Origin of the sequence: Microbacterium sp. NPDC058269 (assembly GCF_042881445.1) — a bacterium.
Lineage (GTDB): Bacteria > Actinomycetota > Actinomycetes > Actinomycetales > Microbacteriaceae > Microbacterium.
Genome location: NZ_JBHVXT010000001.1, coordinates 226,222 through 250,701 on the forward strand (window position 1 = coordinate 226,222; position 24,480 = coordinate 250,701).

The window sequence follows — 24,480 nt, forward strand, 5'->3', positions numbered from 1 at the left end:
ACTTCGGCGTACGCAGGGCGAATCCCGGCATACGATGGAGGGCTATGTCTTCCCCCGTGATCTCCTATCCCCCGGAGCTGCCGGTCAGTGCCGCCAGGGCCGAGATCGCCGATGCCATCCGCGACCACCAGGTCGTGATCGTCGCGGGTGCGACCGGCTCGGGCAAGACCACGCAGCTGCCGAAGATCGCGCTCGAGCTCGGGCGGGAGCATATCGCGCACACACAGCCCCGCCGCCTCGCCGCACGCACGATCGCGGAGCGCGTCGCCGAAGAGCTGCATGTCGAGCTCGGCACACTCGTCGGGTACAAGGTGCGGTTCACCGACAAGGTGTCTGACACCACCCGCATCGCCCTGATGACCGACGGCATCCTGCTCAACGAGATCCATCGGGATCGCCTGCTCACGCGCTACGACACGATCATCATCGACGAGGCGCACGAGCGCTCCCTCAACGTCGACTTCCTGCTCGGCTACCTGGCCCGCATCCTCCCGGAGCGCCCCGATCTGAAGGTGATAGTCACCTCGGCGACGATCGATCCGGAGAGCTTCGCGAAGCACTTCGCCGCCCCGGACGGCACCCCGGCGCCGATCATCGAGGTCTCCGGCCGCACGTATCCGGTCGAGATCCGCTACCGCGGGCCGGTCGAGGAGGCGGACGACGAGGACGCGCCGACCGAGCCGGAAGACGAGGTCTCGGCGATCGTCGCGGCCCTGCGTGAGCTCGACCGCGAAGCGCCGGGCGACGTGCTCGTGTTCCTCCCCGGCGAGGCCGAGATCCGCGATGCCGCGGACGCCGTGCGCGGCGCCTACGCGAACGACCGCGCCCCCACCGAGGTGCTGCCGCTGTTCGGACGCCTCTCCGCCGCCGACCAGCATCGCGTGTTCGAGCGCAGCCGGGTGGCCGGTGTGCGCCGCCGGGTGATCCTCGCCACGAACGTCGCCGAGACGAGCCTCACCGTTCCCGGAATCAAGTACGTCATCGACACGGGCACCGCGCGCATCTCCCGATACAGCAACCGCTCCAAGGTGCAGCGACTGCCGATCGAGGCCGTGTCGCAGGCATCGGCCAATCAGCGTTCCGGCCGTGCGGGCCGCACCAGCGACGGCATCGCCATCCGCCTCTATTCGGAGGAGGACTACGACAAGAGGCCGGAGTACACCGAACCCGAGATCCTGCGGACGTCACTGGCCTCGGTCATCCTGCAGATGCTGTCGCTCGGCTTCGGCGACATCACGGCGTTCCCCTTCCTCACCCCGCCCGACTCCCGGGGCGTGAAGGCCGCGTTCGACCTGCTCACCGAGCTCGGTGCCGTCGAGCCGTCGCGCCGCGACGGCGCCCCGCACCTCACCCGCACGGGTCGCGACATCTCACGCATGCCGATCGATCCGCGGTTCGCACGCATGCTGATCGAAGCCGGGAAGGCGGATTCCGGCGGCACCGTGACACGCGACGTGCTCGCGATCGTCTCGGGCATGACGATCCAGGACGTGCGGGAGCGGCCGGAGGAACGCCGGGAGGAGGCCGACCGCCTGCACGCGCGTTTCGTCGACCCGACCAGTGACTTCCTCACCCTGCTCAACCTGTGGAACCACCTGCGCGAACAGCAGCGTGAACTCGGCTCGAGCGCGTTCCGCCGACTCTGCCGCTCCGAGCACCTCAACTACGTGCGGGTGCGCGAGTGGTTCGACGTGCATCGCCAGCTGCGCACCCTCGTGAAGACCCCGGACCGCGGCCGCGGCCGCGATGACACTCGGACCGGCACAGACGGTGGCGCGAGCGATCCCGACGCTATCCACCGCGCCCTGCTGTCCGGACTGCTCTCGCAGATCGGCATCCTCGACGAGCGCACCGCCCCCGCGGGCAAGTCGCACTCCCCCGCGAAGGAGCCGAAGGGCCGTCGCATCGCGGAGTACCGGGGAGCCCGCGGCATTCGCTTCTCGATCTTCCCCGGCTCGGGGCTGCGCAAGAAGAGCCCGCGCGCGGTGATCGCCGCCGAGGTCGTCGAGACCTCGCGCACGTTCGCGCGCACGGTCGCCGCGATCGACCCGGCGTGGGCCGAGCCGCTCGCCGGCGACCTGGCCAAGCGCCAGGTGACCGAGCCGCACTGGTCGAAGGATGCCGGCGCCGCTGTCGCGTTCGAGAAGGTGACGCTGTTCGGGCTCGAGATCATCCCGCGTCGACGCGTGCAGTTCGCGCGGATCGACAGAGCAGCGTCGCGTGAGCTGTTCGTGCGGCACGCGCTCGTCGAGGGCGAATGGGACCCGACGCGGATCGACAAGCGGGTGAGCGCGTTCTGGCGCAGCAACGCCGAACTCCGCAAGCGCCTCGAGAAGCTGGAGGAGCGCGAACGCCGCCGCGACATCCTCGCCGGCGACGAAGCCGTCTTCCGGTTCTACGACGAGCGCATCCCCGCCGACGTGTTCGACGTGCGCTCGTTCGAGAGCTGGTGGCGCGAAGCCATGTCGACGACGCCGAAGCTGCTCGTGATGCGCGAGAGCGACCTGATCGACGACGACGAGCGCGCGGATCAGCGCGAGTTCCCGACGCGGTGGACACAGGGCGACCAGGTGCTCGGCCTCGCCTACCGGTTCGAGCCGGGCGCCGACGACGATGGTGTCAGCGTGGTGGTGCCGTTGCCGCTCCTCGCGCAGATCGAGGACCGCGGCTTCGACTGGCAGGTACCCGGCTTGCGAGCCGAGCTGGTGACAGGCCTGCTGCGGGCCCTGCCCAAGGCGATCCGTCGCCACGTGGTCCCTGCCGCCGACTGGGCCGAGAAGTTCGGCGCCGAGCTGGTCGAAGAAGGCCCGGAGTCGCACGGCGGCCTGCCCCCGCACACGCTCAAGGAAGCCCTCGCCCGCCGCATCCAGCCGCTCGCGAACCAGCTGGTCTCCGCGGCCGATTTCGACGACGAGCGGGTTCCCCCGCACCTGCACATGAACTTCCGCGCCGTGGACGAACGTGGCAGGGTCGTCGGCTCCGGACGCGATCTGCGGGTCCTGCAAGCCCAGCTGTCCGACCGCGCGCGCAGCAGCGTGGCCCGGTCGATCGCCGCACCGGCGCGATCCGGCACCCCCGGCGGGAATCGCGGCGCTGAGCGGGTCGCATCCGCACCGGTCGAGCAGACCGGCCTCACCGCCTGGACCTTCGGCGAGCTGCCGGAGGTGCTCGACACCCGCGTCGCCGGCGGAGTCGTGCGCGGGTACCCGGCCGTCGTCGACCAGGGCAAGAGCGTGTCGGTCCGCGTCGAATCCACCCCGGATGCCGCGGCCGCCGCCACCCGTGACGGTGTGTTGCGCCTCGTGCTGCTGGGTGTGCCCTCGCCGTCGTCGTACGTGCAGGAGCACCTCACGAGCCAGGAGAAGCTGGCGCTCGCGGCATCGCCGTACCCGTCCGCCGCCGCCCTCATCGAAGACTGCCGCGCGGCGGTGGCGCGCAGGGTCATCCAGGACGTCGCGCCGGACGGGATCGTGCGCAACGAGTCGGACTTCGCCCGGGTGCGCGACGCGGTCTCCGCCGTGCTCGTCGACCAGCTCTTCGCCGGCGTCTCGCTGGTGGCCCGCATCCTCACGAAGTCCCGCGACGTCGAGCGGGGCATCAAGTCGCAGAACTCCCTGGCGCTGCTCGGACCGCTGAACGACGTCCGCACCCAACTGAGCGGTCTGTTGCACCCCGGGTTCGTCTCCGCCGCCGGCACCGACCGCCTCGCGCACTTCCCGCGGTATCTGGAGGGGATGCTCGACCGGTTGAAGACCCTCTCCAGCGAGCCCGGCAAGGACCGCGCGCGCATGACCGAGTACGAGCGGATGGCGAAGGCCTTCGAAGACGCCGGCGGCACGATCCCGCTCGCAGCCGACGCGACAGCCGCGCTCGTCGAGGTGCGCTGGCTGCTGGAGGAGTATCGCGTGAGCGTCTTCGCGCAACGGCTGGGCACCGCACAGCCGGTGTCGCCGCAGCGCATCATGAAGGTGCTGTCCGGGCGCTGATCCACGACCGCGGCCCCTCCGCGCGGGTAGCCTGAAACCATGGCTCGCGCGATCGTGTACACCGAAATCGGATCCCCCGCTGTCCTCCACCTGATCGAGATCCCCGACCCGGTCGCGGCACGCGGCGAGGTCGTCGTGCGCATCGAGGCCGCAGGGGCGAACCCGATCGACGCGAAGCTGCGCGGTGGCAAGCGCCCATCGCCTCCGATCACCGAGCCGCGTCCGGTCGGCTTCGACGGCGCAGGCGTCATCGAAGCGCTCGGCGACGGCGTCGACGACTTCGCGGTAGGCGACCGGGTGGCGATCCGCGATGGGCACGGCACCTATGCGTCGGCGCTCGCCATCGCGACCGAGAAGCTCGCGAAGCTCCCCGACTCCGTCACCACCGCAGAGGGCGCCGGCATCGGCATCCCCGCCGGAACCGCCTACCAGGCGCTGCGCTCGCTCGGGGTGGCCGAGGGCGACGTGCTGCTCGTGCACGGAGGCTCCGGAGCCGTCGGGCAGGCGGCCGTGCAGTTCGCCGTCGCCTGGGGTGCGACCGTGATCGCAACCGGAAGCCCCGCCCGCCACGACCAGCTGCGCGAGCTGGGGGCGATCCCCGTGGCATACGGCGACGGCCTGCTCGACCGGGTCCGCGAGGCGGCCGCCTCCCCCGTCACAGTGGTGCTCGACTGCGCCGGCACCGACGAGGCGATCGAGACCTCGCTCGCCCTCGTCTCCGACCGCGAGCGCATCGCGACGATCGTGCGGGGGCCGGACGCCGCGTCCTTCGGCATCCGCGCCTTCTCCGGTGGATCGCCGGAGCCGCTGACCGCCCAGGAGCTCGCCTGGCGTGCCGAAGCCCTGGCCGAGACGATCGCCCTCTTGGACACCGGCGACTTCACGCTCGAGCTCGGACCGCAGCTGCCGCTCGCCGAAGCGGCGCAGGCCCATGAACTCATGGAATCCGGCGCCGCCTCGGGCAAGATCATCCTGCTGCCGTAGCTCGAGGCTCCCCGATCAGGCCGGAGCCACCGGCCGTCCGATCGACAGCATCAGCCGGTTCGCCCAGTTGAAGAACGCGGCGCCGTGGATGACGTCGGCGACCTCCAAGTCGTCGAGTCCGGCCGCACGCAGCCGCACGATGTCGTCCTCCCCGAAGGCGTTGGGCGTGTCGGTGAGGGCGACGGATGCCGCGACGATGGCGTTCCAGCGCGCGCCGAGGTCGGCCTCGACGCCCTCGTCCAGCAGCAGGTCGACATCGTCGACACGCTTGCTGTGGTGGGCGGCGAACCGTGAGTGCACCGAGGCGCAGAACACGCAGCCGTTGCGACGGGATGCCGCCGTGGCCGCCAGCTCGCGGTCGGCGCGCGGGAGTCCCTCGGCTGCGTTGTAGAAGATGTCCTTGTCGACGAGGGTCCGCGCCTTGAGCACCTCGGGGTCGCGGGCGAGCAGCCGGAAGTAGTCGTTCTTCGCGCGCGCGGCATCGACGAGGCCGTCGTAGTGCCGCGCCGTCAGCTCCTCCTCCGCGAGGGGTTCGAGGTGCGGAACCCAGCCGACCTCCCCGCGGGTGAAGGCGTGCGGGTGCGGGGCGTCGTCGTGGCGGAGCACGGTCTGAGCGGTGGTCATGCTGCTTCCTCTCCTTCGGAGATCTCGGTCTCGGATGCGCTCGTCCGTCCCGCGGCGGCGAGCACGCGGAGCCCGGTGACGACGCGCTGCTGGAACGCCAGGAACGACACCAGCTGCGACAGCGTCACGATCCCGTCCGTCGACCACCCGGCATCGAGCAGCCGTCCGAGGTCGGCACCCGAGGCCTCGCGCGGGCGGAACACCAGCAGATGCGTGTGCGCGAGTGCCGCGGCGAGGCGCTCGCCGATGACCGCGATGACCGCGTCGGAGGGGACGTACCGCTCCCCCTCGGTGTTCTCCTCCTGCAGCCCCAGCTCGGTGTAGGCGCCGAACGGACCGCGCACAGCCGCATCGGCCGCCTCGGCGAGCACCACGCGCGTCCGCTGCGGATCCGCGTCCTGTGCGCGGGCGGCGTAGAAGACCGCCGTCGAATCCTCGGCTCCGGCGAGCCCGGTCGCGAAGGCGGCGACGAGCTCGCGCTCGGCCTGTGAGACGTGTTCGACCGTCACCGGCCGGAAAAGGGCGTCGAAGCTCGCCTGCAGTTGTTCCCTGGTGACCGGGCGACGACGGCGCAGCGCATCCAGCTCCGGCGTCACCTCCACGATCCGGTCCACGATGTCGTCGGTCATGCGTTCTCCTTGAGGGTGTGGTGCTGTTCGGTATTGGTTCCGTGGGGGGAAGGGCTGAGCGCGTAGCCGAGGGCCGGGGCGACCTCGTCGGCGAAGAGGGCGATCGAGCGCAGCACGTGCTCGTGCGGGGCGTCGACCGAGTGCACCTGGAAGGCCACCTCGGTCGCGCGGGCGAGGGTGGTGTCGGCCGCGAGCGACTCCGCCACCTCCTCGGGCGTGCCCAGGTGCGTGTCGAGGGCGGCGATCAACTCGTCGATGCTGTCTCCGGGGATGCTCTGCCCCTGTCGACGGAAGCCCTCCGCCGCCCGGCGCAACCCGACCTCGGCGAACCGCAGCGCCTCGGCACGGTCGTCTGCGACGAACACGGTGCGCGACGCGGTGATCCTCGGGGCCACCCCGGCAGGCAGTGCCTCGAGATACGCGTCGATGATCGGATCCTGCAGCTCCGACAGCGGGGCGTGCAGACGGTCGGTGCTGCGCGGCTGGGTGCGGGAGAGCAGCAGTCCGTGCCCGTGCACTCCTGCGCGGTGCCCACCCGGGGCCGAGAAGGTGGCCTGCCAGATACGGTCGGCGAGGTCGCCCGCATCCGGGTAGAGGGTGTTGCCCGCACCGACGTCGCGCCCGGCGAGGCCGTCGAGCAGCGTCCGCAGCTTGCGGTCGTAGGTCGGCGCCTTGTCGCGCACGTCCTCCCCGAACGGCACGAACGACGACGGGGTGCCGCCGCTGCCGAGTCCCAGATCCACGCGCCCCCCGGAGAGCAGATCGGCGACGACGGCGTCTTCGGCCACACGCACCGGGTCTTCCAGCGGCAGGGTGATCACCCCGGTGCCGAGCCGGATGCCCCTGGTCACGGCGGCCACGTGCGCGAGGAAGACGAGCGGCGACGGCAGCCCGCCCTCAGCCGCGTGGAAGTGGTGCTGCGCGACCCAAGCCCGGCCGATTCCATGCCGCTCCGCCTGCTGGATCTGCGCGGTCGCGAGCGCATACCTCTCGGCAGGAGCAGCATCGTCGAGCAGACGGGTGAAGAAGGCGACGGTGGGTGCGGTGGTCATACGACGGTCTCCGTTCGTCCGGGGACCGCGGCGAGCAGCTCCCTGGTGTAGTCGTGCTGCGGGTCGCGGAAGAGGTCCTCCGTCTGACCTTCCTCCACGATCCGGCCGCGGCGCATCACCGAGACCGTGTGGCTGATCCGGCGCACCACCGCGAGGTCGTGCGAGATGAACAGGTACGTGAGCCCGAGCTCGGCCTGGAGCGACGTGAGCAGTTCGAGGATGCGCGCCTGCACGGTCACGTCGAGCGCCGACACCGCCTCGTCGAGCACCACCACCTCCGGATCGATCGCGAGGGCCCGGGCGATCGCGACGCGCTGCCGCTGTCCGCCCGAGAGCTCGCGCGGAGTGCGGCGTGCGACGTCGGCCGGGAGCGAGACCCGATCGAGGAGCGCGAGCGCACGCTCCCGGCGCTCGGCCCGCGTGCCGACCCGGAAGTTCTGGAGCGGCTCCGCGACGATGTCGACGATCTGCTGACGGGGATCCAGCGAGGCGAACGGGTTCTGATAGACCAGCTGCACGCGTCGGCGCAGTGCCCGCAGCTGCTCACGCGTCGCGTGGGTCACTTCCTCTCCCGCGACCTCGATGGTCCCGGCATCGGGCTGGTGGAAGCGCGTGACCAGCCGTGCCGTGGTGGTCTTTCCCGACCCCGACTCCCCCACGAGTGCGTGAGTGGTGCCGCGGCGCACACGGAAGGAGACGTCGTCCACCGCGCGGAACCGCTCGCGCCCTGCGACCCGGAACTCCTTCACGAGACCTTCCGCCACGATCGCGAAGGGATTCTCGGCGGCGACGGCTGCGGCATCCCGCAGGAACGGGGGTGCCTCCGGGCGACGGAATCCGGTCGTGAAGGCGGGAGCATCGGCCAGCAGCTGACGCGTGTACGGATCGGTCGGCGCGGCGAGCACCGCATCGCTCCGCCCCTGTTCCACGATCTGTCCGTCCTTGAGCACGACGAGACGTGCCGCACGGTCGGCGGCCACACCGAGGTCGTGGGTCACGAGCAGGATGCTGGTGCCCTCCTCGCGCTGCAGCTCGTCGAGCAGGTCGAGCACCTTGCGCTGCACCGTGGCGTCGAGGGCGCTGGTCGGCTCGTCGGCGATCAGCAGGCGGGGTCGCAGGGCGATCGCGGTCGCGATCAGCACGCGCTGCCGCATGCCGCCGGAGAGCTCGTGCGGATATTGACGTGCCCGAAGGTCAGGGTCGTCGATGCCGACACGGTCGAGCAGCTCGATGGCCCGCGCGCGACGGGTGCGCCGATCACGATGGCCGTGCAGGCGCAGGATCTCCTCGACCTGCGCTCCGACCGGACGTACGGGGTCGAGCGAGGTCGTGGGATCTTGCGGAACCAGGCCGATCTCCGCACCGCGGATGCCCCGCAGTGCACGGTCGGTCCATCCCGAGATGTCGAGGTCACCGAGCACCACCGTCCCTCCGTCGACCGTGCCTCCGGCCGGGAGAAGCCCCAGGAGGGCGTGCGCGGTCGTCGACTTGCCGGAGCCCGATTCGCCGACGAGCGCGAGGGTCTCCCCCTCGTCGATCTCGAACGAGACGCCGTGCACGACTTCCCGGCCGCCGTAGGAGATCCGCAGATCCGACGCTGCCAGCACGCTCATCGCGTCCCCCTTCCGATGCGGTGGCTGATGCGGTTGGCGCTGAGCACGACCGCGACGACGACGAGACCGGGGAGTGCCGTGAGCCACCAGGCCGTGCCCACGTAGTTGCGGCCCTCCGCGATCAGCAGGCCCCACTCCGGAGTGGGCGGCGGAGCGCCGTAGCCGAGGAAACCGAGGGTGGAGATCGCGAGGATCGCGGTGCCGAACTGCAGCGCGGCGAGCGCGACGATCGGGGTGAGGGAGTTGGGCAGCACGTGTCGGCGCAGCACCGCGAAGAAGGTGGCCCCGCTGCCGAAGGCGGCCTCCACGTACTCGGTGCGCCGCACGCGGGCGACCTCCGCGCGCATCAGACGCGCGAAGGCCGCGACGCTGCCGAGACCCACCGCGAGGGCGGCGTTGACCGTGCCGAATCCGAGGAGGATGATCACCGACAGCGACAGCAGGAGTCCGGGGATCGCGAGCAGCACGTCGACGACGCGCATCAGAACGTCGTCGGCCACCCCTCCCACGGCCCCGGCGATCGCACCGAGCACGGTGCCGAGAGCGAGACCGACGGTGACGGCGATCAGCGCACCCGAGAGCGAGTGCACCGCGCCGTGGACGACGCGACCGAACAGGTCGCGACCGAGCGTGTCGGTTCCGAACCAATGCGCGGCGCTCGGAGGCAGCAGCTTGTCGGCGGGCACGCCGGTCAGCGGGTCACCGGGGGCGAACACACCGGGGATGACTGCCCAGAGCACCGCGACGGCGACCACCGCGAAGGCCAGGTACAGACCCCAGGCGCGGCCGCGCAGGCGACCGCGGGCGCGGGGAGGCTGCGCCCCCGCCGGGACGACCGGTGCCGGCACGAGGTCGGGTTCGACGCTGGTCGCAGCGATCACGGGAGCGGTCATGCGGACACCTCCTGGGGTGCGGGGCGTGCGGCGGCGGATGCGGTGGAGCGCGCGATCGTGCGCTGACGCGGGTCGATGAGCGGGGTGACGAGGTCGACCGCGAAGCTGATGATCACGAAGCCGAGGGCCGAGAGCAGGACGACGCCCTGCAGCACCGGGATGTCCTGGTTCGCGACGGCCTGCTCGGTGAGGCGGCCGATGCCCGTGCGGCCGAACACGGTTTCGGTGACGACCGCTCCCCCGACGAGTTCGCCGAACAGCACGCCGGCGATCGTCAGGGTCGGCACGGCGGCGTTGCGGGCGACCGAACGCGTGAGCACCCACAGCGGCGGGGCGCCCTTGGCCCGCACCACCGTGACGAACGGCTGTGCCTGCACCTGGTCGATCGCCCGGACCAGCACCTGCGCCAACGGAGCGGAGATCGGCACGGCGAGGGTCAGCACGGGGAGGACGAGTCCGCTGACCGGGTCGGCCCCGACGATCGGCACCCAACCGAGTCCGAACGAGAACACCTGGATGAGCAGGATGCCCAGCCAGAACACCGGCACCGCCACGAACAGGCCGGGCACCTGGCGCAGGCCGTCGCGCAGCCAGGCGAACGGTGCGAGGGAGGAGAGGCCGGCGATCAGGACGGCCAGCAGCAGGGCGACGACGAGTCCGAGCGACGCGAGCAGCAGTGTCGCGGGCAGCGCCTCGGCGAGCATCGTCAGCACGGGGGTTCCGAACTGCGTCGAGAATCCGAAGTCCCCGGCGAGGAAGCCGAGCCCCGCGTGCAGGTACTGCTCCCACCAGGGCAGATCGCCTCCGTAGGTGGCGCGGATGCTGTCGAGCTGATCCGGCGACAGCCCGAGGCTGGGGTCGGAGAACTTGATCAGGATCGCATCACCCGGCAGCAGCTGCAGCAGGAAGAAGGTGGCCGTGAAGGCCGCGATCAGAACGATCGCGGCCTGCCCGGCTCGTCGGAGGACGAAGGTCATCGATGCACCATGCCGATCAGTGCTCGTCGAGCCAGACGCCGGAGAACGTCGGGCGTCCCACCGACTCGAAGGCGACGCCGTGCACGTAGGTCGCGGTGCCGTACACCTGCGGCTCCTCGAACAGCGGGATCACGTAGGCCTGCTCGGCGATGTAGTCCTGCACGGCCTGAGATGCGGCGACGCGCTTGTCGGCGTCGGGCTCGGAGGCGACGGCGAGCAGCAGCTCGTCGAGCTTCGCATCCTTCGAGATCAGCACGTCGCGATTCTTCGTGAAGTACTGGCTCTTGATCACGTCGAGGTCCGCCCGGCCGACCATCGAGTGGTAGAAGCCGGTCTTGAGCGGATCACGGGTGTCCTCCGCATAGCTGCCGGCGTCTCCGGGCTTGACCGAGAGCTCCACGCCGACTGCCGCGAGCTGCTGCGCGACCAGTTCGAGGGTCTGCTTCGACAGCGGCTGCGGCTTGGCCTCGTAGACCGTGATCGACAGGCGCTCGCCGTCCTTCTCGCGGATGCCGTCTGCACCGGGCTTCCACCCTGCCTCGTCGAGCAGCTTCTCGGCCTTCTTCGGGTCGTAGGCGTAGTGCTCCGACTCGTCCTTGTAGCCGAGGGCCTGGGACGACAGCACCGACGTCGCCACCGGGTAGTTCTCGGTGAAGAGGGTGTCCACGACCTCCTGCGCGTTCACGGCCGCGATGATCGCCTGCCGCACGCGGATGTCGGAGAGCAGCGGGTTCTCGGGACGCAGCGCGATCGAGTTGTTCACCCCGCGGGTCTGCGGGGCGTAGAGCGTGAACCCTGCACTCTCGACGCGGTCCTCGTCGAACGCCTGCACGTAGCGGACATAGTCGGCCTGGCCGGCGAGGAGCGAGCCGATGCGCACCGAGTCCTCGGGGGTGATCAGCACGTGCACGGCGTCGAGGTACGGGCGGCCGTCGTTGTCGACGCTGTCGGGTCCCCAGTCGTAGTCGTCGCGGGCGGTGAGCGTGTACTCGGTGCCGAGCTTCTCGCCCGTGACCGTGAACGGACCGGATCCGATGATCTCGGCGGCGTTGCCCGCCCCGAAGTCCTCGATCGTGCCGTCGAGCGTCTCCGGCGACAGCAGACCCGAGTTGATCGTCGAGGTCGCCTGCAGGAACCCGGGCGACGGTGCCGAGAAGTGGAACGTCACGGTGTCGTCGTCGACGACCTCGCTGCTGGCGTAGTTGTTGATCGCCTCGGAGACCGTGAGGCCGCGCGCCGTATCGCCCAGGCCGTAGGTGTCGAAGTTCTTCTTCACGGCCGCGGCGTCGAGCACGGTGCCGTCCGAGAACGTGACGTCGGGGTTCAGATTGAACGTGTACTCGGTGGCGTCGTCGTTCACCGTCCAGTCCGAGGCGATCCACGGCTCGATCTCGAGCGTGTCCGGATTCTGCCAGGTGAGACGGGCGGCGATGTTGTTCACGATGCCGCCGTTCGGGTAGAAGCCGGCCTGCGGCGGGTACAGGTTCGTGTACGCCTGGTGCTCGAGGTAGGTGAGAGTTCCTCCGGCGACGGGGTCGCCCCCTTCGGCGGGCGAGTTCGCCGGGGCGGGCGTCGACGCGCAGGCGGCGAGGCTCCCCGCGAGGACGAGCGGCAGCGCGATGGCAGCGGCGCGGATGAGTCGACGGTTCATGGGTGGGCCTCCAGGCTTCGGGTGCAGTGCTTCGGGTGCGGTGCTTCGGTGCGGTGTGCGGTGCTTCGGTGCGGTGCTGGTGCTGCGGTGAGGTGACTTCACCGTAGGAATCGCGACTCCCCCGGCGCGAGGTGGGGGACTCCGGATGTCGCGTGGCGAAACGCGTGGTCACGCGTCGACATACGAGGAAATGCGCAGGCGGTCGCGGAGCGTCTCCCCCGCTGCCTCCTGCGCGCTTCGCAGCAGACCACGACGGCGCAGCTCGGGGGCGGCCTGTCGCGTGAACGCCTCGAACTGCGCGGGCTGGAAGGCCGACAGCACGTTGAATCCGTCCGCCGCGCCCTCGTCGCGCCAGGTCTCGAAGTGATCCGCGATCGTGCGGGCATCGCCCACGACGAAGGCTGCCGGCACCGCGTGCGCGGCGACGAGATGCCGCCACGTGAGGGGGTCGCCGTTCGCGGACCCCGAACCGGGGACGCGTGATCCCGAGACGCGCAGTCCCGCGATGAGACCGAGGCGCTCGATCAGTGCGGCGCCGCGCTCCCCCAGACGGAGGGCGTCGGCGGTGGTCACCGGTGCGTCGAAGGTCGCGGAACGCAGCGGGTCGTCGAGCGGGACGTCGAACGCATCGGCGAGCGCGTCGACGGTGCGGTTCGGCGGGAACGCCGCTCTGGCCGCCTGGTGTCCCTCGGCGAGCGGCACCAGAGCGAGCAGTCGCTCCACGATGCGTCGAGCGTCGGCATCCGTGTCCGCGACGACGGGGAGCACCGGGGCGATCACTTTGAGCGCGTCCGGCGACCTGCCGGCCTCGGCCGCGATGTCCCGCAGCAGTCGTCGCGTGGCGAGCGCATCGGCCAGCGTGGGGGCGGCGGTCAGCGCGAGGTCGGCCTCGGTGGCCGCGAGCGCCCTCGACCGCGGCGAGGTGCCGGCATGCACGATCGGGATCTGCCCCTGCGGCGGACGCGCGACGTTGAGGGGGCCGGTGACCCGCACCTGCGCGCCCTGCAGATCGGCGGCGCGGAGCCCTTCCGGATCGATCAGCACGCCGCGGTCGGCATCGGCGATCCAGGCATCTTCGCCCCAGGAGTCCCACAGCCGACGCAGTGCCTCGACGAACTCCTCCGCCCGGTCGTAGCGGGTCTCGTTGTCGGCGTGCGCATCACGACCGTGGTTGCCCGCGGCGCGCGGCTCGGCCCCGGTGACGAGGTTGATGCCGGCGCGGCCACGGGTGAGCACGTCGAGCGAGGCCAGTGAGCGCGCGGTCGTGTAGGGGTCGGCATAGGTGGTGTTCACGGTGGCGATCAGACCGATCCGCGAGGTCACACCGGCGAGGAAGAGCACCGCGCTCACCGGGTCGATGCGGGCGAGCAGGTAGGGGTCGCGGAACTCCAGGTCCGGGCCCGTGGCGAGCCAGTCCCCGAAGAAGAGGTAGTCGAGACCGGCGTCCTCCCCCTCCCGCGCGATGTGCCGCAGGATGTCGGCGTCGGCCGCGGGGTCGCGGTGCGCGCCGGGCTGCCGCCAGCCCGAGGGATACGCGCCCAGGGTGCGCACCATGGCGCCGATGATGAGGGGTTCGGTCATGCCGTCACGGTAGAAGTCGTCGACGGCGCGCTGCCACGGCCCCGATGCCGGGCGTCACGGGATGTAACAGTCCGTCACAGCCGGCGCACCCCCTACGCTGAGACCATGACAGGTCTTCGGTGGGGAATCCTCGCGACCGGCGGTATCGCCGGCGCATTCGCGTCCGATCTGAGAACCGCGAGGCTCGACCTCGTGGCCGTCGGATCCCGCTCACAGGAGTCGGCCGATGCGTTCGCCGCCCGCTTCGACATCCCTCGGGCACACCCCTCATACGAGGACCTGGTGACCGACCCCGACGTCGACATCATCTACGTATCGACGCCGCACCCGATGCACCACGAGAACGCCCGGCTCGCCCTCGAGAACGGCAAGCACGTGCTCGCCGAGAAGGCGTTCACCCTGAACCGTGCCGAGGCCGAAGACCTGCAGGCGCTTGCCGCCGAGCGCGGTCTGCTCGTCATGGAGGCGATGTGGACGCGGTACCTACCGCACATGGTCCGCATCCGCGAGCTCATCTCCGCGGGCGCCCTCGGTGAGATCCGCGCGGTGAGCGCCGACCACACGCAGCTGCTGCCCTCCGACCCCGCGCACCGACTCAACGCGCTCGAACTCGGCGGCGGTGCGCTGCTCGACCTCGGGATCTACCCGATCTCCTTCATCTGGGACATCCTCGGCGCCCCGACCAGCATCCGCGCCGTCGGCCGCCTCATCGAGACGGGAGCCGACTCCGAGGTCGCCACCGTCATGACCCACGAAGGCGGGGCGATCTCGACCAGCCTGTCGTCGTCGCGGGCGGCGGGACCCAACGTCGCGAGCATCATCGGCACGGATGCCCACATCGACATCGACACCGTCTGGTACAGCCCCACCACGTTCCGGGTGGTGCTTCCCGACGGCACGGTGCAGGAGACCTACACCTCCGAGGTCGAGGGGCGCGGCATGCAGTACCAGGCTCTCGCCGCCGAGCGACTGGTGCGCGACGGCATCCTCGAGGGCGACATCCTGCCGATCGCCGAGAGCGTCGCGATCATGGGCACCCTCGACGAGATCAGAGCGCAGATCGGCGTCCGCTACCCCCGCGAGGAGGTCTGATCATGGCTGAGACCACCGATGCCCGCGTCGCCGTCTACCTCGACTTCGACAACATCGTCATCTCCTGGTACGACCGTGTGCACGGACGCAACGCCTACGGCAAGGACCGTCAGCGGATCAGCGAGAACCCGAACGACCCCGAGGTCACCGACCGGCTGAGCCGCGCGATGATCGAGGTCGGTGCCATCATCGACTACGCGGCCTCCTTCGGCACACTCGTGCTCACGCGCGCCTACGCCGACTGGTCCTCGCCCGTGAACGCGGTGTACCGCTCGCAGCTCGTGGCGCGTGCCGTCGACCTCGTGCAGCTGTTCCCCGCCGCCGCCTACGCGAAGAACGGTGCCGACATCCGGCTCGCGGTCGACGCCGTCGAGGACATGTTCCGGCTGCCCGACCTCACCCACGTCGTGATCGTGGCCGGCGACAGCGACTACGTGCCGCTGGCTCAGCGCTGCAAGCGCCTCGGACGCTACGTGATCGGCGTCGGGGTGTCCGGCTCGACCGCCAAGTCGCTGGCCGCGGCGTGCGACGAGTTCGAGTCGTACGACTCGCTGCCCGGCGTGGTCCGCCCCGTGAAGGCCGCCCCCGTGGTCGCCGCCAAGACCCAGGCCGTGGTGGAGCCGCCTGCCCCGGTCGCCGACGCCGTCACGGAGGCCGTCGCCGAGACCGCCTCGAAGCCGAAGACCACCCCGAAGCGCACGCGCGCCAAGTCCGCCCCCAAGGCGGAGGAGCCCCGGGTCGAGGACAAGGTCGACGATCAGGAGGTGGCGACTCAGCTGCTGGAGCGCGCGCTGCGCCTCGGTCACGACAAGGCCGACGCCGACGAGTGGCTGCACAGCTCTGCGGTCAAGACGCACATGCGCCGCATGGATCCGTCCTTCAGCGAGAAGGCCCTCGGCTACCGCTCGTTCTCCGACTTCCTGAAATCGCGCGACGACATCGCGGAGCTCGAGGAGACCGGCCACGAACGGCTGGTCCGCCTGCGCGAGCCCGCGGCCTGACAGCGACAGCCTGACATCGACGGCATCACTCCACGAAGTCGTACTCCCGGAAGTCGGCGACCTCGGGCAGCCAGCGCTCCGAGACGAACGCCCGGTGCGCGGGGTGCCCGTCGTACGCTGCGTAGGCGTGCTGATCGGCGAAAACCATCGAGAACTGATGGCTGAGGTCGCTTTTCGCGCTCACCTGACGGCGGATGGTGAAGTCCTCGACGCCGGGGATGGAGGTCAGGACCGCGTGCCCCGTCGCCAGGAACTCCCGCTCCTCGGCGGACCCGGCCGGGTGGATCAGGCGGAAGACGACGGTGTGCTGGATCGACATGCGGTGACCTCTCACTGGTTGCTGAACGCGGCATCGAACGAGGCTTCGGGCTTCGGCCACAGCAGAGATCTCACGAATCCCAGCGCCTCGGGCGCACCGTGCAGCCGGTCCATGCCGGCATCCTCCCACTCGATCGAGATGGGCCCGGCGTAGCCGATCGCGTCGAGCGCACGGAAGGCGTCCTCCCACGGCACGTCGCCGTGTCCCGTGGAGACGAAGTCCCACCCGCGCCGGGGGTCGCCCCACGGCAGATGCGAGCCGAGCACGCCGGCCCGCCCATTCCGGGGCCGCATCCGGGTGTCCTTGCAGTCCACGTGATAGATCCGGTCCGCGAATTCGACGATGAAGCCGACAGGGTCGATGTTCTGCCACATCATGTGCGAGGGATCCCAGTTGAATCCGAAGGCGTCCCGATGCTCGATCGCTTCCAGCGCCCGCACCGAAGACCAGTAGTCGTAGGCGATCTCGCCCGGATGCACCTCGTGCGCGAAGCGCACACCCTCGCCGTCGAAGACATCCAGGATCGGGTTCCAGCGTCGGGCGAAGTCCTCGAACCCGCCCTCGATGACAGCGGCCGGAACCGGCGGGAACATCGCCAGGTACGGCCAGATCGACGAGCCGGTGAACCCGACCACGGTGTCGACGCCGAGCTTGCGTGCGACCCGTGCCGCCCGCTTCATGTCGTCGGCTGCCCGCTGCCTGACTCCCTCGGCCTCGCCGTCGCCCCACACGTAGTCGCGCAGGATGGCCTGGTGGCGGAAGTCGATGGGTGCGTCGCACACGGCTTGACCTGCGAGATGGTTCGAGATGGCGAAGATCTTCAAGCCGTGCCGGTCGAGGATCTCCTTGCGCGAGGCCACATAGGCGTCGTCCTCGTCGGCGCGCTGCAGGTCGAGGTGATCCCCGGAGGCCGCGACCTCGAGGCCGTCGTACCCCCACTCCGCCGCGAGACGAGCGACCTCCTCGAAGGGCAGATCGGCCCACTGACCGGTGAACAGGGTGACCGGGTGACTCGTCATGAGGACTCCTTCGTCTCGGACTCGTTCGAGGTCGTGCGGGTTCAGGTGCCGAAGGCGCGCAGCGCCGCGATGCTGCGCGCGGCGAGCTCGTCCTGGCTCGGGGCGAGCGGACGCCAGACGGAGGCCGCGACCGCGATCGTGGCGTTCTCCCCGGTGAAGCTCTCCAGGCCGAGCGGACCTCGATAGTCGGCGTCATCGAGAGCGCGGAGGATGCCCGGCCAGTCGGTATGGTCGTCGCCCACGGCGCCGCGATCGCTGCCGCACACCTGCACGTGGGTGATCGCCGCTCCGGCCGCGCGGATCGCGTCGTCGGGCCTCTTCTCCTCGATGTTGAGGTGGTACGTGTCCAGAGCGAGTCCGAGCCCGGGGCCGAGCAATGGACCGAGCGCGTCCAGACTCTGCTCGACCGTGTTGAGCACACTGGTCTCGTAGCGGTTCAGCGGCTCGATCGCGAGGGCGATGCCGGCCGCTGCGGCCTCCTCGGCGAGCGCGGCCAGATTCTCGCGCAGCTCCCCCACGGCCGCGGCGCGCTCCCCCGCATCCATCCGCCAGGTCACTCCGGTCGGGGCGTAGAACGGACCGGCCACGACTCGTGCGCCGAGTGTCTGCGCGGCCTCGATGCAGGCGCGGAGGTAGTCCCGCGTCGTGCCGACGTCGCCGGCGCTGGCCAGCAGCGAACGACCGGGGCCCATGGCTCCCACCACGATCGCGCCGAGGCCGACCGTGTCGAGCACGTCTCTCGCCCGCGCCGGGTCCCAGTCGCCGACGCTCTCGAGGGGCAGCTCCAGTGCCTGGTACCCGAGGCTCAGGGCTCTGCGGGCGAGCGGTTCGAGCGTGGCGTCGGTCAGCGGAGACGTCCACACCCAGGTGTTGACGGCGATCGTGCGGGGCATCGTTGTCCTCTTGATCGTGAAGGCGCTCCCACCCTCCCACTCCACGGGTGCGGAGCGGAAGGGCGGGAGCGCACTTCCCTTACGGGATCTGTCGTTCCTGCCAGACCGTCGGGTAGCCGGGAAGGTTCTCCCCGCCGAACTTGGCGTAGTGCCCGTCGGGCATGCCCTCGTTGGCCTTGAGGTAGTCGTCGAGCTCCGGTTCGGTGATCGGCTTCTGGGGCAGCACCCACTCCTTCGGCACCTCGGTGCCGGCGAAGATCATCTGCGCCGCGAGCAGCGGAGTGCGCCACTGGAAGTTGGAGTACACCGGCGCGAGTCCGGTCAGACCCGTGTCCTTCCACTTGCGGAGGAAGCTCATCTCGTCCTCACCGGTCATGACCGGGTAGTCCGCTCCGGCGTCCTCGAACGCCTCGATGGCCGCGACCGCGCCGTCACCGGCGTCCATCCAGATGCCGTCGACGTCGCCCTTGGCCAGCTCGTCGCTGATGATGCTCTTGATCTCGGCAGGGTCGGCACCCGTGAAGTAGTCCACGGCCTCGATGCCGGCTTCGTCGAAGAGCTTCTCGGCTCCCGCCCAGCGGTGCTCCAGCACGTCGACGCCCGGGAGGATGCGGAGGGCTACGACCTTGTCGCCCTTCTCGAGGTTGTCGATCAGGAACTCCGCCGTGTCGATGCCCCAGGCGAAGCCGCCGATCGGGTGGATGAACGTGACGGGGCAGTCGGTGTTGACGCCGCGGTCGAACACGATGACCGGCTTGCCCGTGTCGCACGCCCGCTCCACGGCAGGTGTCATCGCCGCCGTGCTGTTCGGCGAGATGAGGAAGACGTCGCAGCCGCCCTCCGAGATGAAGTAGTCGATGTCGGCGATCTGCGTGTCGTCGGAGTCCTTCGCGTCGCGGGTCTCCATGTCGCTGATGGCCCCGACGTCCTGCAGCGCCTTGAGCTGCTGGTTCATCGTGATCCACCCGGTCTGACGCCACGGGTTCGAGATCGAGGCGTTCGCGAAGCAGGCCTTCTTGGCCCCCTCGCTGGCGAACTCGGACGTGTCGACCATCTCGGCGTTGATGTGCTGCAGGTACGGCTCACCGGCCGGTCCCTGCGGATCGACCCCGCGCTCCTCGTCCTGCTTGTCGAAGAGCTCCTGGTCGAACCATTCGGTCGTCTCCGCCGTCGCATCGGGATCGTCCGACTCCACCGGCGCAACAGACGGGTCGGTCGTGCACCCGGCGAGCGCGATGAGGCCGAAGAGAGCCACCCCTGCGGTGGCGATCTTCATTGATCGTCGCATTGCTAATCTCCTCTGGTTTCTGTGTGGCCCCCGGAGGCGAGGGCAGGTGAAGCGGACTCTCGAGCAGGGGTCCCCGGTGGGGGGATCTGCTCCTTCCCCTGATCGGGAGAAGACTGCGGGCCGCGTCGGCGTCGCGCCCGGAAGGCGACGGCGGAGTATGCGACGGCGGCGATGATGATGACGCCCTGGACGGCATCGCGCAGCGTCGAGGGGACGCCGGCGATGTTGAGCAGCATGAACAACGCTTCGAGGGCGAAGGCGCCGGCGACCGCGCCGACGATCCAGCCGCGGCCACCGCCCAGCACGACGCCGCCGAGGACGACGGCGGTGATCGCGGTGAACTCGTAGCCCCGCCCCACGGAGGGGTGCACGCCGGCGTATCCGACCAGCAGCACGGCCGAGAGCGAGGCGGACAGCGACGAGATGATGAACGCGCGCGTGGTCACCCAGGCCCGACGGGCACCGGCGTAGTCGACGGCTCGGGCGTTGTCGCCGACCGCGATGAGCGTCTTGCCCAACGGGCGCTTGGTGATCCAGATGCCCAGGGCGAGCCAGACGATGAGCAGCAGGACGGCCCAGGGGATGAAATCGAGGAACGGCACGTCGCGGATTCCGCCGCGGCCGATCTCGCGGAAGCTGTCGGCCGGGTTTCCCGTGGCCGCTCCCCCCGTCCACCACATGACCCCGCCGAGGAGCGCGAGCATCATGCCGAGCGTCACGATGAACGACGGCACCTTGAGCAGGGTCGTGATCAGACCGTTCACGAGCCCGACGGCCACCGCGAAGACGATCATCAGCAGCAGCACAGGGATGGTGCGGGAGTCGTCCTGCCCCACCAGGTTGCCGGCGATGATGACCTGTGCGGTGATGAGCGATCCCTGTGACAGGTCGAACTCGCCGGCGATGATCACGAAGTACTGTCCGATCGCGACGATGGCGATCGGGGCGACGCGCTGGATGAAGCGCATGAACTGTCCGGGTTCGGCGAAGCTCGGGTTGAGGATCGTGACGGCCACCAGCAGGAGCACCAGCAGCAGGAACACCGCCCCGCGCGGGCTCACGAGTGTGCGCAGTGCGTTCATGAGCGCCCTCCTTCCGCAGCAGTGCGCGTATCGGGAGTGGCGTCGGCGAGCTGTGAGACCGCGGCTGCCATCTCGGGCTCGGCGGCCTTGGCGGCGTCGTCACCACCGGTGCGCGTGCCCCCGGCTCCGAAGCGCGGACGGCGGCGGATGATCGAGCGACGGCTGTACACGGCGACGGCGGCCACGATCACCACGCCGCGGACCACGTCTTTGAGGAACGGATTGATCTGCATGACGCTCATGACGTTGTCGACGACCGCGAGGATCGCGACACCGCCGATCGTGCCCCACACCGATCCGCGTCCGCCGAGCAGCAGAGTCCCGCCCAGCACCACGGCCGCGATGGAGAGAAGCGCGTAGCCACCCTGCTGACCGACCGTCGGGCTGCCGACGCCGAGGCGGCTCGCGAGGAGCAGGCCGGCGAGTCCCGCGAACACCGAGCACAGCACGTGCGCCCAGATCAGCGGCATCCGGATGCGGACGCCGGACAGTCGCGCGATCTCGGGGTCGCCGCCCACCGCGTAGAGGTGGGCGCCGGTACGGGTGCGGTTGAGGAGGATCCAGACGACGACGGCGAGCACGATCATGATCAGCGTCGACACCGGGATGGGGCCGACGCCTGTGGCGCCGATGAGCTGGAACGCCCACGGCACGTTGCCGGCGGAGCCTTCGAAGTTCGTGTTGAGGATGCCCTGCAGGATGAGGCCGACACCGAGCGTGGCGATGAAGCCGTTCACCTTGAGGACGGTCACGATGAGCCCGTTCACCAGCCCGATGCCGGCGCACACGAGCAGGGTGCCGATCACGGCGAGGGGGATGTTGCCCGCGTTTCCATTCATCATGGTCGCCGCGAGCAGACTCGACAGGCTGACCACATAGGTGACCGAGAGATCGAGGGAGGCGCCGAGCACCACGAGCGTCTGACCGATCGCGACCAGTCCGAGCACGCTCATGCCCGTCAGGATGTCGCGGATGTTGCCCGGACTCAGGAAGTTGCGCCCGACCGTGCCGACGAGCACCGCTCCGACGACGATCACGAGCAGCAGGATGGCGAGCACGATGACGGTCGAGTCGATGCGGAGGCGCTTCATCGCGCACCTCCGTCCGCCGTGGAGCCCGGATCGCTCGCGCCGGTCGCTGCTCCGAGGATCTCGTGCTCCGCCGCTCCTGCGGGGAGTTCGGCGACGAGCTCACCGTCGTGCATCACCAGGATCCGATCACTCATGCCGATCACCTCCGGCAGTTCGCTCGACACCATCAGCACGGCCTTTCCCTGGTGCGCGAGCTCGCGCATCAGCTGATAGACCGCATATTTCGCTCCGACGTCGATACCGCGGGTCGGCTCGTCGAAGAGCACGATCTGCGGTTGGGTGAGCAGCCACTTGGCCAGCACGACCTTCTGCTGGTTGCCGCCGGAGAGGAAGCGCACCTCCTGATCGACGCTCTGCGAGCTGACTTCGAGAGAGCTCAGTACACCGGGGACCTCACGGCGCGACGCGGCGGTGCGACCGGCGAAGACGCTCCGCACCACCAGCAGGGCGTTGTCGAGGATCGACTGCCCGAGGGCGAGGCCCTGCGCCTTGCGGTCTTCCGACACCAGTGCGAGCCCGGCCCGGACGGCCGCCCGCGCACTCGTGATCCGCGCGGGTGTCCCGTCGATCCTCATCGCGCCCCGCGTGAACGCCTGGATGCCGAACACCCCCTCCACGAGCTCGGTGCGCCCGGAGCCCTGCAGCCCTGCGATACCGATGATCTCCCCGGCGCGCAGCGTGAGCGACACCCCATCGACGTAGGCGTTGCCGCACCTGTCGAGTTCGAGCCGCGGCTCTCCCACCGTCGTGCCCTCGAGCGCATCGGGGAAGTACGACCGGATCGACCGGCCGACCATGCGCCGCACCAGTTCGTCGGTCGTGAGGGCGGCGGTCTCATCGGTCGACACGAGTGCGCCGTCCTTGAGGATCGTGATGCGGTCGCACAGGTCGAAGATCTCCTTCAGCCGGTGCGAGACGTAGATCACGGCGACACCGCGCGAGGTGAGCCGGCGGATGATCGCGTAGAGCAGCTCGACCTCGCGGTCGCTGAGCGCGGCGGTCGGCTCGTCCATCGAGATGACCTGCGCATCGAACGAGAGTGCCTTGACGATCTCGACGATCTGCTGCTCCGCGACCGTGAGCGAGCCGACGCGCGCCTGTGGTTCGATGAACGAGACGCCGAGATCGGCCAGCAGCTCCGCCGTTCCGGTGTTCATGGCTCGTTGATCGACGAAGCCGGCGCGACGCGGCTCTCGTCCGAGATAGACGTTCTGGGCCACAGTGCGCTCCGGCAGCAGCGTGAACTCCTGGAAGACCGTCACGATGCCCGCATCCATCGCCTGCCGCGGGTGCGCGTGATGCACCTGTTCCCCGCGGTAGGAGATCACGCCGTCGTCGGCCGACTGCACGGCCGCGATGATCTTCATGAGGGTCGATTTGCCGGCACCGTTCTCGCCGACGAGACCGTGCACCTCGCCCGGCCGCACGTCGAAGTCGATGCCCTTGAGCACCTCGACGCCGAAGAACGACTTGCGGATGCCGGAGACCGACAGGACCGGCTGTGTCGTCGTGATCATGCCGCCACCTCCACCCATCGACCGCTGTCCGCCGCCGAGGCGAGCACGGCCTCCGTCAACACGGCGGAGCGGTATCCGTCCGCGAATGTCGGAAGCCCATCGGGCTCTGCCCCGGCGATCGCCGCGTACACGTCGGCGACGAATCCGTTGAACGCGTCCTGGTAGCCCATCGAGTGCCCCGCCGGGAGGCGCTGGAGTCGCACAGAGTCCGGCGCGGATGCGGCCGGGTCCCGCAGAAGCAGCCGCGACTCCCCGCGCATGCCGATCCAGAGCTCCTCCGGGCGCTCCTGCTCGAAGCGCAGGCTCTGGCGCGAGCCGTGCAGTTCGAGCGTGAGCGCGTTCTTCCGGCCGGCGGCCATCTGCGAGATGAGCAGCGTGCCGAGGGCACCCGATTCCGTCTCGATAAGCACGGCGACGATGTCCTCGGTGTCGACGGCATGCCCTGACCGTTCCGAGAAGACCCTCCGGGTGCGTGCGCTCAAGGCGCGGATCCGCTCGCCGATCACGAACTCGATCAGGTCGCACAGGTGCGATCCGATGTCGGCGAACGCACGGGAAGCACCACCCGACTCGGAGCGCACGCGCCAGTCGTCGTCGCTCGAGAGGAGCATCCAGTCCTGCAGATACGAGCAGTCGAGGGTGAGCAAGTCACCGGCCTCTCCGCGGGCGACCCGGGCTCTGGCTTCACGCACCATCGGGTGGTAGCGGTAGATGAAGGGCACAGCGGCGACCCGCCCCCCGGTGGCCGCGGCGTCGGCGAGGAGCTTGGCGTCCTCGGCAGTCGTCGCGAGCGGCTTCTCGCACACGACATGCTTGCCCGCGTTCAGCGCCTGGAGTGCCAGCGCGGCATGAGTGGCGTTGGGCGTGCAGATGTGCACGACGTCGATGTCTGCGGCCGTGAGCAGTGCTGCGGCATCGCTCTCCGCCCGATCGGCGCCCAGAGCCTGAGCCGCGTCGCGGCCTCCGGAGGCGGAGCGGGTGGCCACCGCACGCAGTTCACCACCGGCGTCTCGCGCCGCGGTGCGATGCACGCGGGCCATGAACCCTCCGCCGAGGATGCCGGTTCGGATCGTCCCGAGACCGGTGTCAGTGACATCCGTTGTCATGCGGCTGATTCTGACACAGACCTTCCGACTTTTGCTAGAGGTTCGTCAAAAGTTGTCTGCGACGAATCCGAAGTCAATCACC

At 69.9% G+C, this 24,480-nt stretch carries 20 protein-coding genes; 4 read left to right on the forward strand and 16 right to left on the reverse strand.

The genetic code is table 11. The annotated features are described in order from the left end of the window. The first annotated feature begins 44 nt into the window (after positions 1–44). Positions 45–3,986, forward strand: a complete 3,942-nt coding sequence (hrpA, locus tag ACFVWL_RS01030) for an ATP-dependent RNA helicase HrpA (protein WP_387177490.1) — start codon at positions 45–47, stop codon at positions 3,984–3,986. A 39-nt stretch (positions 3,987–4,025) separates the two neighbouring features. After that, complete coding sequence (locus tag ACFVWL_RS01035; protein ID WP_387177492.1) at positions 4,026–4,970, forward strand: zinc-binding alcohol dehydrogenase family protein; 945 nt, start codon at positions 4,026–4,028, stop codon at positions 4,968–4,970. 15 nt (positions 4,971–4,985) lie between these two features. On the opposite strand, the gene ACFVWL_RS01040 is transcribed toward ACFVWL_RS01035, so the two are convergent. The 8 genes from ACFVWL_RS01040 to ACFVWL_RS01075 all read right to left on the reverse strand — a co-directional run bounded on the left by ACFVWL_RS01040 (position 4,986) and on the right by ACFVWL_RS01075 (position 13,990). Next, complete coding sequence (locus ACFVWL_RS01040; RefSeq protein WP_387177494.1) at positions 4,986–5,594, reverse strand: alkylhydroperoxidase domain protein; 609 nt, start codon at positions 5,592–5,594, stop codon at positions 4,986–4,988. Continuing rightward, a complete protein-coding gene (locus ACFVWL_RS01045; protein ID WP_387177496.1) occupies positions 5,591–6,223 on the reverse strand; it encodes a CMD domain protein in 633 nt (210 codons plus the stop codon). The genes ACFVWL_RS01040 and ACFVWL_RS01045 overlap by 4 nt, the downstream gene beginning before the upstream one ends. Beyond that, positions 6,220–7,275 (reverse strand): putative FMN-dependent luciferase-like monooxygenase, encoded by a 1,056-nt coding sequence (locus tag ACFVWL_RS01050; protein ID WP_387177498.1) that lies wholly within the window; start codon positions 7,273–7,275, stop codon positions 6,220–6,222. The genes ACFVWL_RS01045 and ACFVWL_RS01050 overlap by 4 nt, the downstream gene beginning before the upstream one ends. Then, positions 7,272–8,888, reverse strand: a complete 1,617-nt coding sequence (locus tag ACFVWL_RS01055; protein ID WP_387177500.1) for a dipeptide ABC transporter ATP-binding protein — start codon at positions 8,886–8,888, stop codon at positions 7,272–7,274. The genes ACFVWL_RS01050 and ACFVWL_RS01055 overlap by 4 nt, the downstream gene beginning before the upstream one ends. Next, positions 8,885–9,781, reverse strand: coding sequence for an ABC transporter permease (locus ACFVWL_RS01060; RefSeq protein WP_387177502.1), 897 nt, complete (start codon positions 9,779–9,781; stop codon positions 8,885–8,887). The genes ACFVWL_RS01055 and ACFVWL_RS01060 overlap by 4 nt, the downstream gene beginning before the upstream one ends. Further along, on the reverse strand, positions 9,778–10,758 hold the full coding sequence (locus ACFVWL_RS01065) for an ABC transporter permease (protein WP_387177504.1): 981 nt from the start codon (positions 10,756–10,758) through the stop codon (positions 9,778–9,780). The genes ACFVWL_RS01060 and ACFVWL_RS01065 overlap by 4 nt, the downstream gene beginning before the upstream one ends. A 16-nt stretch (positions 10,759–10,774) precedes the next feature. Further along, entirely contained in the window at positions 10,775–12,409 is a 1,635-nt protein-coding gene (locus ACFVWL_RS01070) for a TIGR04028 family ABC transporter substrate-binding protein (protein ID WP_387177506.1), read from the reverse strand. Positions 12,410–12,577: 168 nt separating this feature from the next. Beyond that, positions 12,578–13,990, reverse strand: coding sequence for an NtaA/DmoA family FMN-dependent monooxygenase (locus ACFVWL_RS01075; RefSeq protein WP_387177508.1), 1,413 nt, complete (start codon positions 13,988–13,990; stop codon positions 12,578–12,580). Positions 13,991–14,095: 105 nt separating this feature from the next. Between ACFVWL_RS01075 and ACFVWL_RS01080 the strand changes: the two genes are divergently transcribed. Then, complete coding sequence (locus tag ACFVWL_RS01080; protein WP_387177510.1) at positions 14,096–15,082, forward strand: Gfo/Idh/MocA family protein; 987 nt, start codon at positions 14,096–14,098, stop codon at positions 15,080–15,082. A 2-nt stretch (positions 15,083–15,084) separates the two neighbouring features. Further along, positions 15,085–16,083 (forward strand): NYN domain-containing protein, encoded by a 999-nt coding sequence (locus ACFVWL_RS01085; protein ID WP_387177512.1) that lies wholly within the window; start codon positions 15,085–15,087, stop codon positions 16,081–16,083. 25 nt (positions 16,084–16,108) lie between these two features. Here ACFVWL_RS01085 and ACFVWL_RS01090 read toward each other — a convergent pair whose 3' ends face one another. From ACFVWL_RS01090 to ACFVWL_RS01125, 8 genes are all read right to left on the reverse strand, one after another. After that, on the reverse strand, positions 16,109–16,402 hold the full coding sequence (locus tag ACFVWL_RS01090) for a Dabb family protein (RefSeq protein WP_387177514.1): 294 nt from the start codon (positions 16,400–16,402) through the stop codon (positions 16,109–16,111). Positions 16,403–16,413: 11 nt separating this feature from the next. Beyond that, on the reverse strand, positions 16,414–17,421 hold the full coding sequence (locus ACFVWL_RS01095; RefSeq protein WP_387177516.1) for a sugar phosphate isomerase/epimerase family protein: 1,008 nt from the start codon (positions 17,419–17,421) through the stop codon (positions 16,414–16,416). A gap of 41 nt (positions 17,422–17,462) precedes the next feature. Beyond that, positions 17,463–18,314 carry a sugar phosphate isomerase/epimerase family protein gene (locus ACFVWL_RS01100; protein ID WP_387177518.1) on the reverse strand — a complete coding sequence of 284 codons (852 nt, stop codon included), beginning with the start codon at positions 18,312–18,314 and terminating at the stop codon, positions 17,463–17,465. A gap of 79 nt (positions 18,315–18,393) precedes the next feature. Continuing rightward, positions 18,394–19,602, reverse strand: coding sequence for a substrate-binding domain-containing protein (locus ACFVWL_RS01105; protein WP_387177520.1), 1,209 nt, complete (start codon positions 19,600–19,602; stop codon positions 18,394–18,396). Between the two features lie 2 nt (positions 19,603–19,604). After that, positions 19,605–20,684 (reverse strand): ABC transporter permease, encoded by a 1,080-nt coding sequence (locus tag ACFVWL_RS01110; protein WP_387177522.1) that lies wholly within the window; start codon positions 20,682–20,684, stop codon positions 19,605–19,607. Further along, positions 20,681–21,775 carry an ABC transporter permease gene (locus ACFVWL_RS01115; RefSeq protein ID WP_387177524.1) on the reverse strand — a complete coding sequence of 365 codons (1,095 nt, stop codon included), beginning with the start codon at positions 21,773–21,775 and terminating at the stop codon, positions 20,681–20,683. Before ACFVWL_RS01115 ends, ACFVWL_RS01110 begins: the two co-directional genes overlap by 4 nt. Beyond that, positions 21,772–23,292, reverse strand: coding sequence for a sugar ABC transporter ATP-binding protein (locus tag ACFVWL_RS01120; protein WP_387177526.1), 1,521 nt, complete (start codon positions 23,290–23,292; stop codon positions 21,772–21,774). The genes ACFVWL_RS01115 and ACFVWL_RS01120 overlap by 4 nt, the downstream gene beginning before the upstream one ends. After that, on the reverse strand, positions 23,289–24,398 hold the full coding sequence (locus ACFVWL_RS01125) for a Gfo/Idh/MocA family protein (RefSeq protein ID WP_387177528.1): 1,110 nt from the start codon (positions 24,396–24,398) through the stop codon (positions 23,289–23,291). The genes ACFVWL_RS01120 and ACFVWL_RS01125 overlap by 4 nt, the downstream gene beginning before the upstream one ends. Positions 24,399–24,480 lie beyond the last annotated feature (82 nt).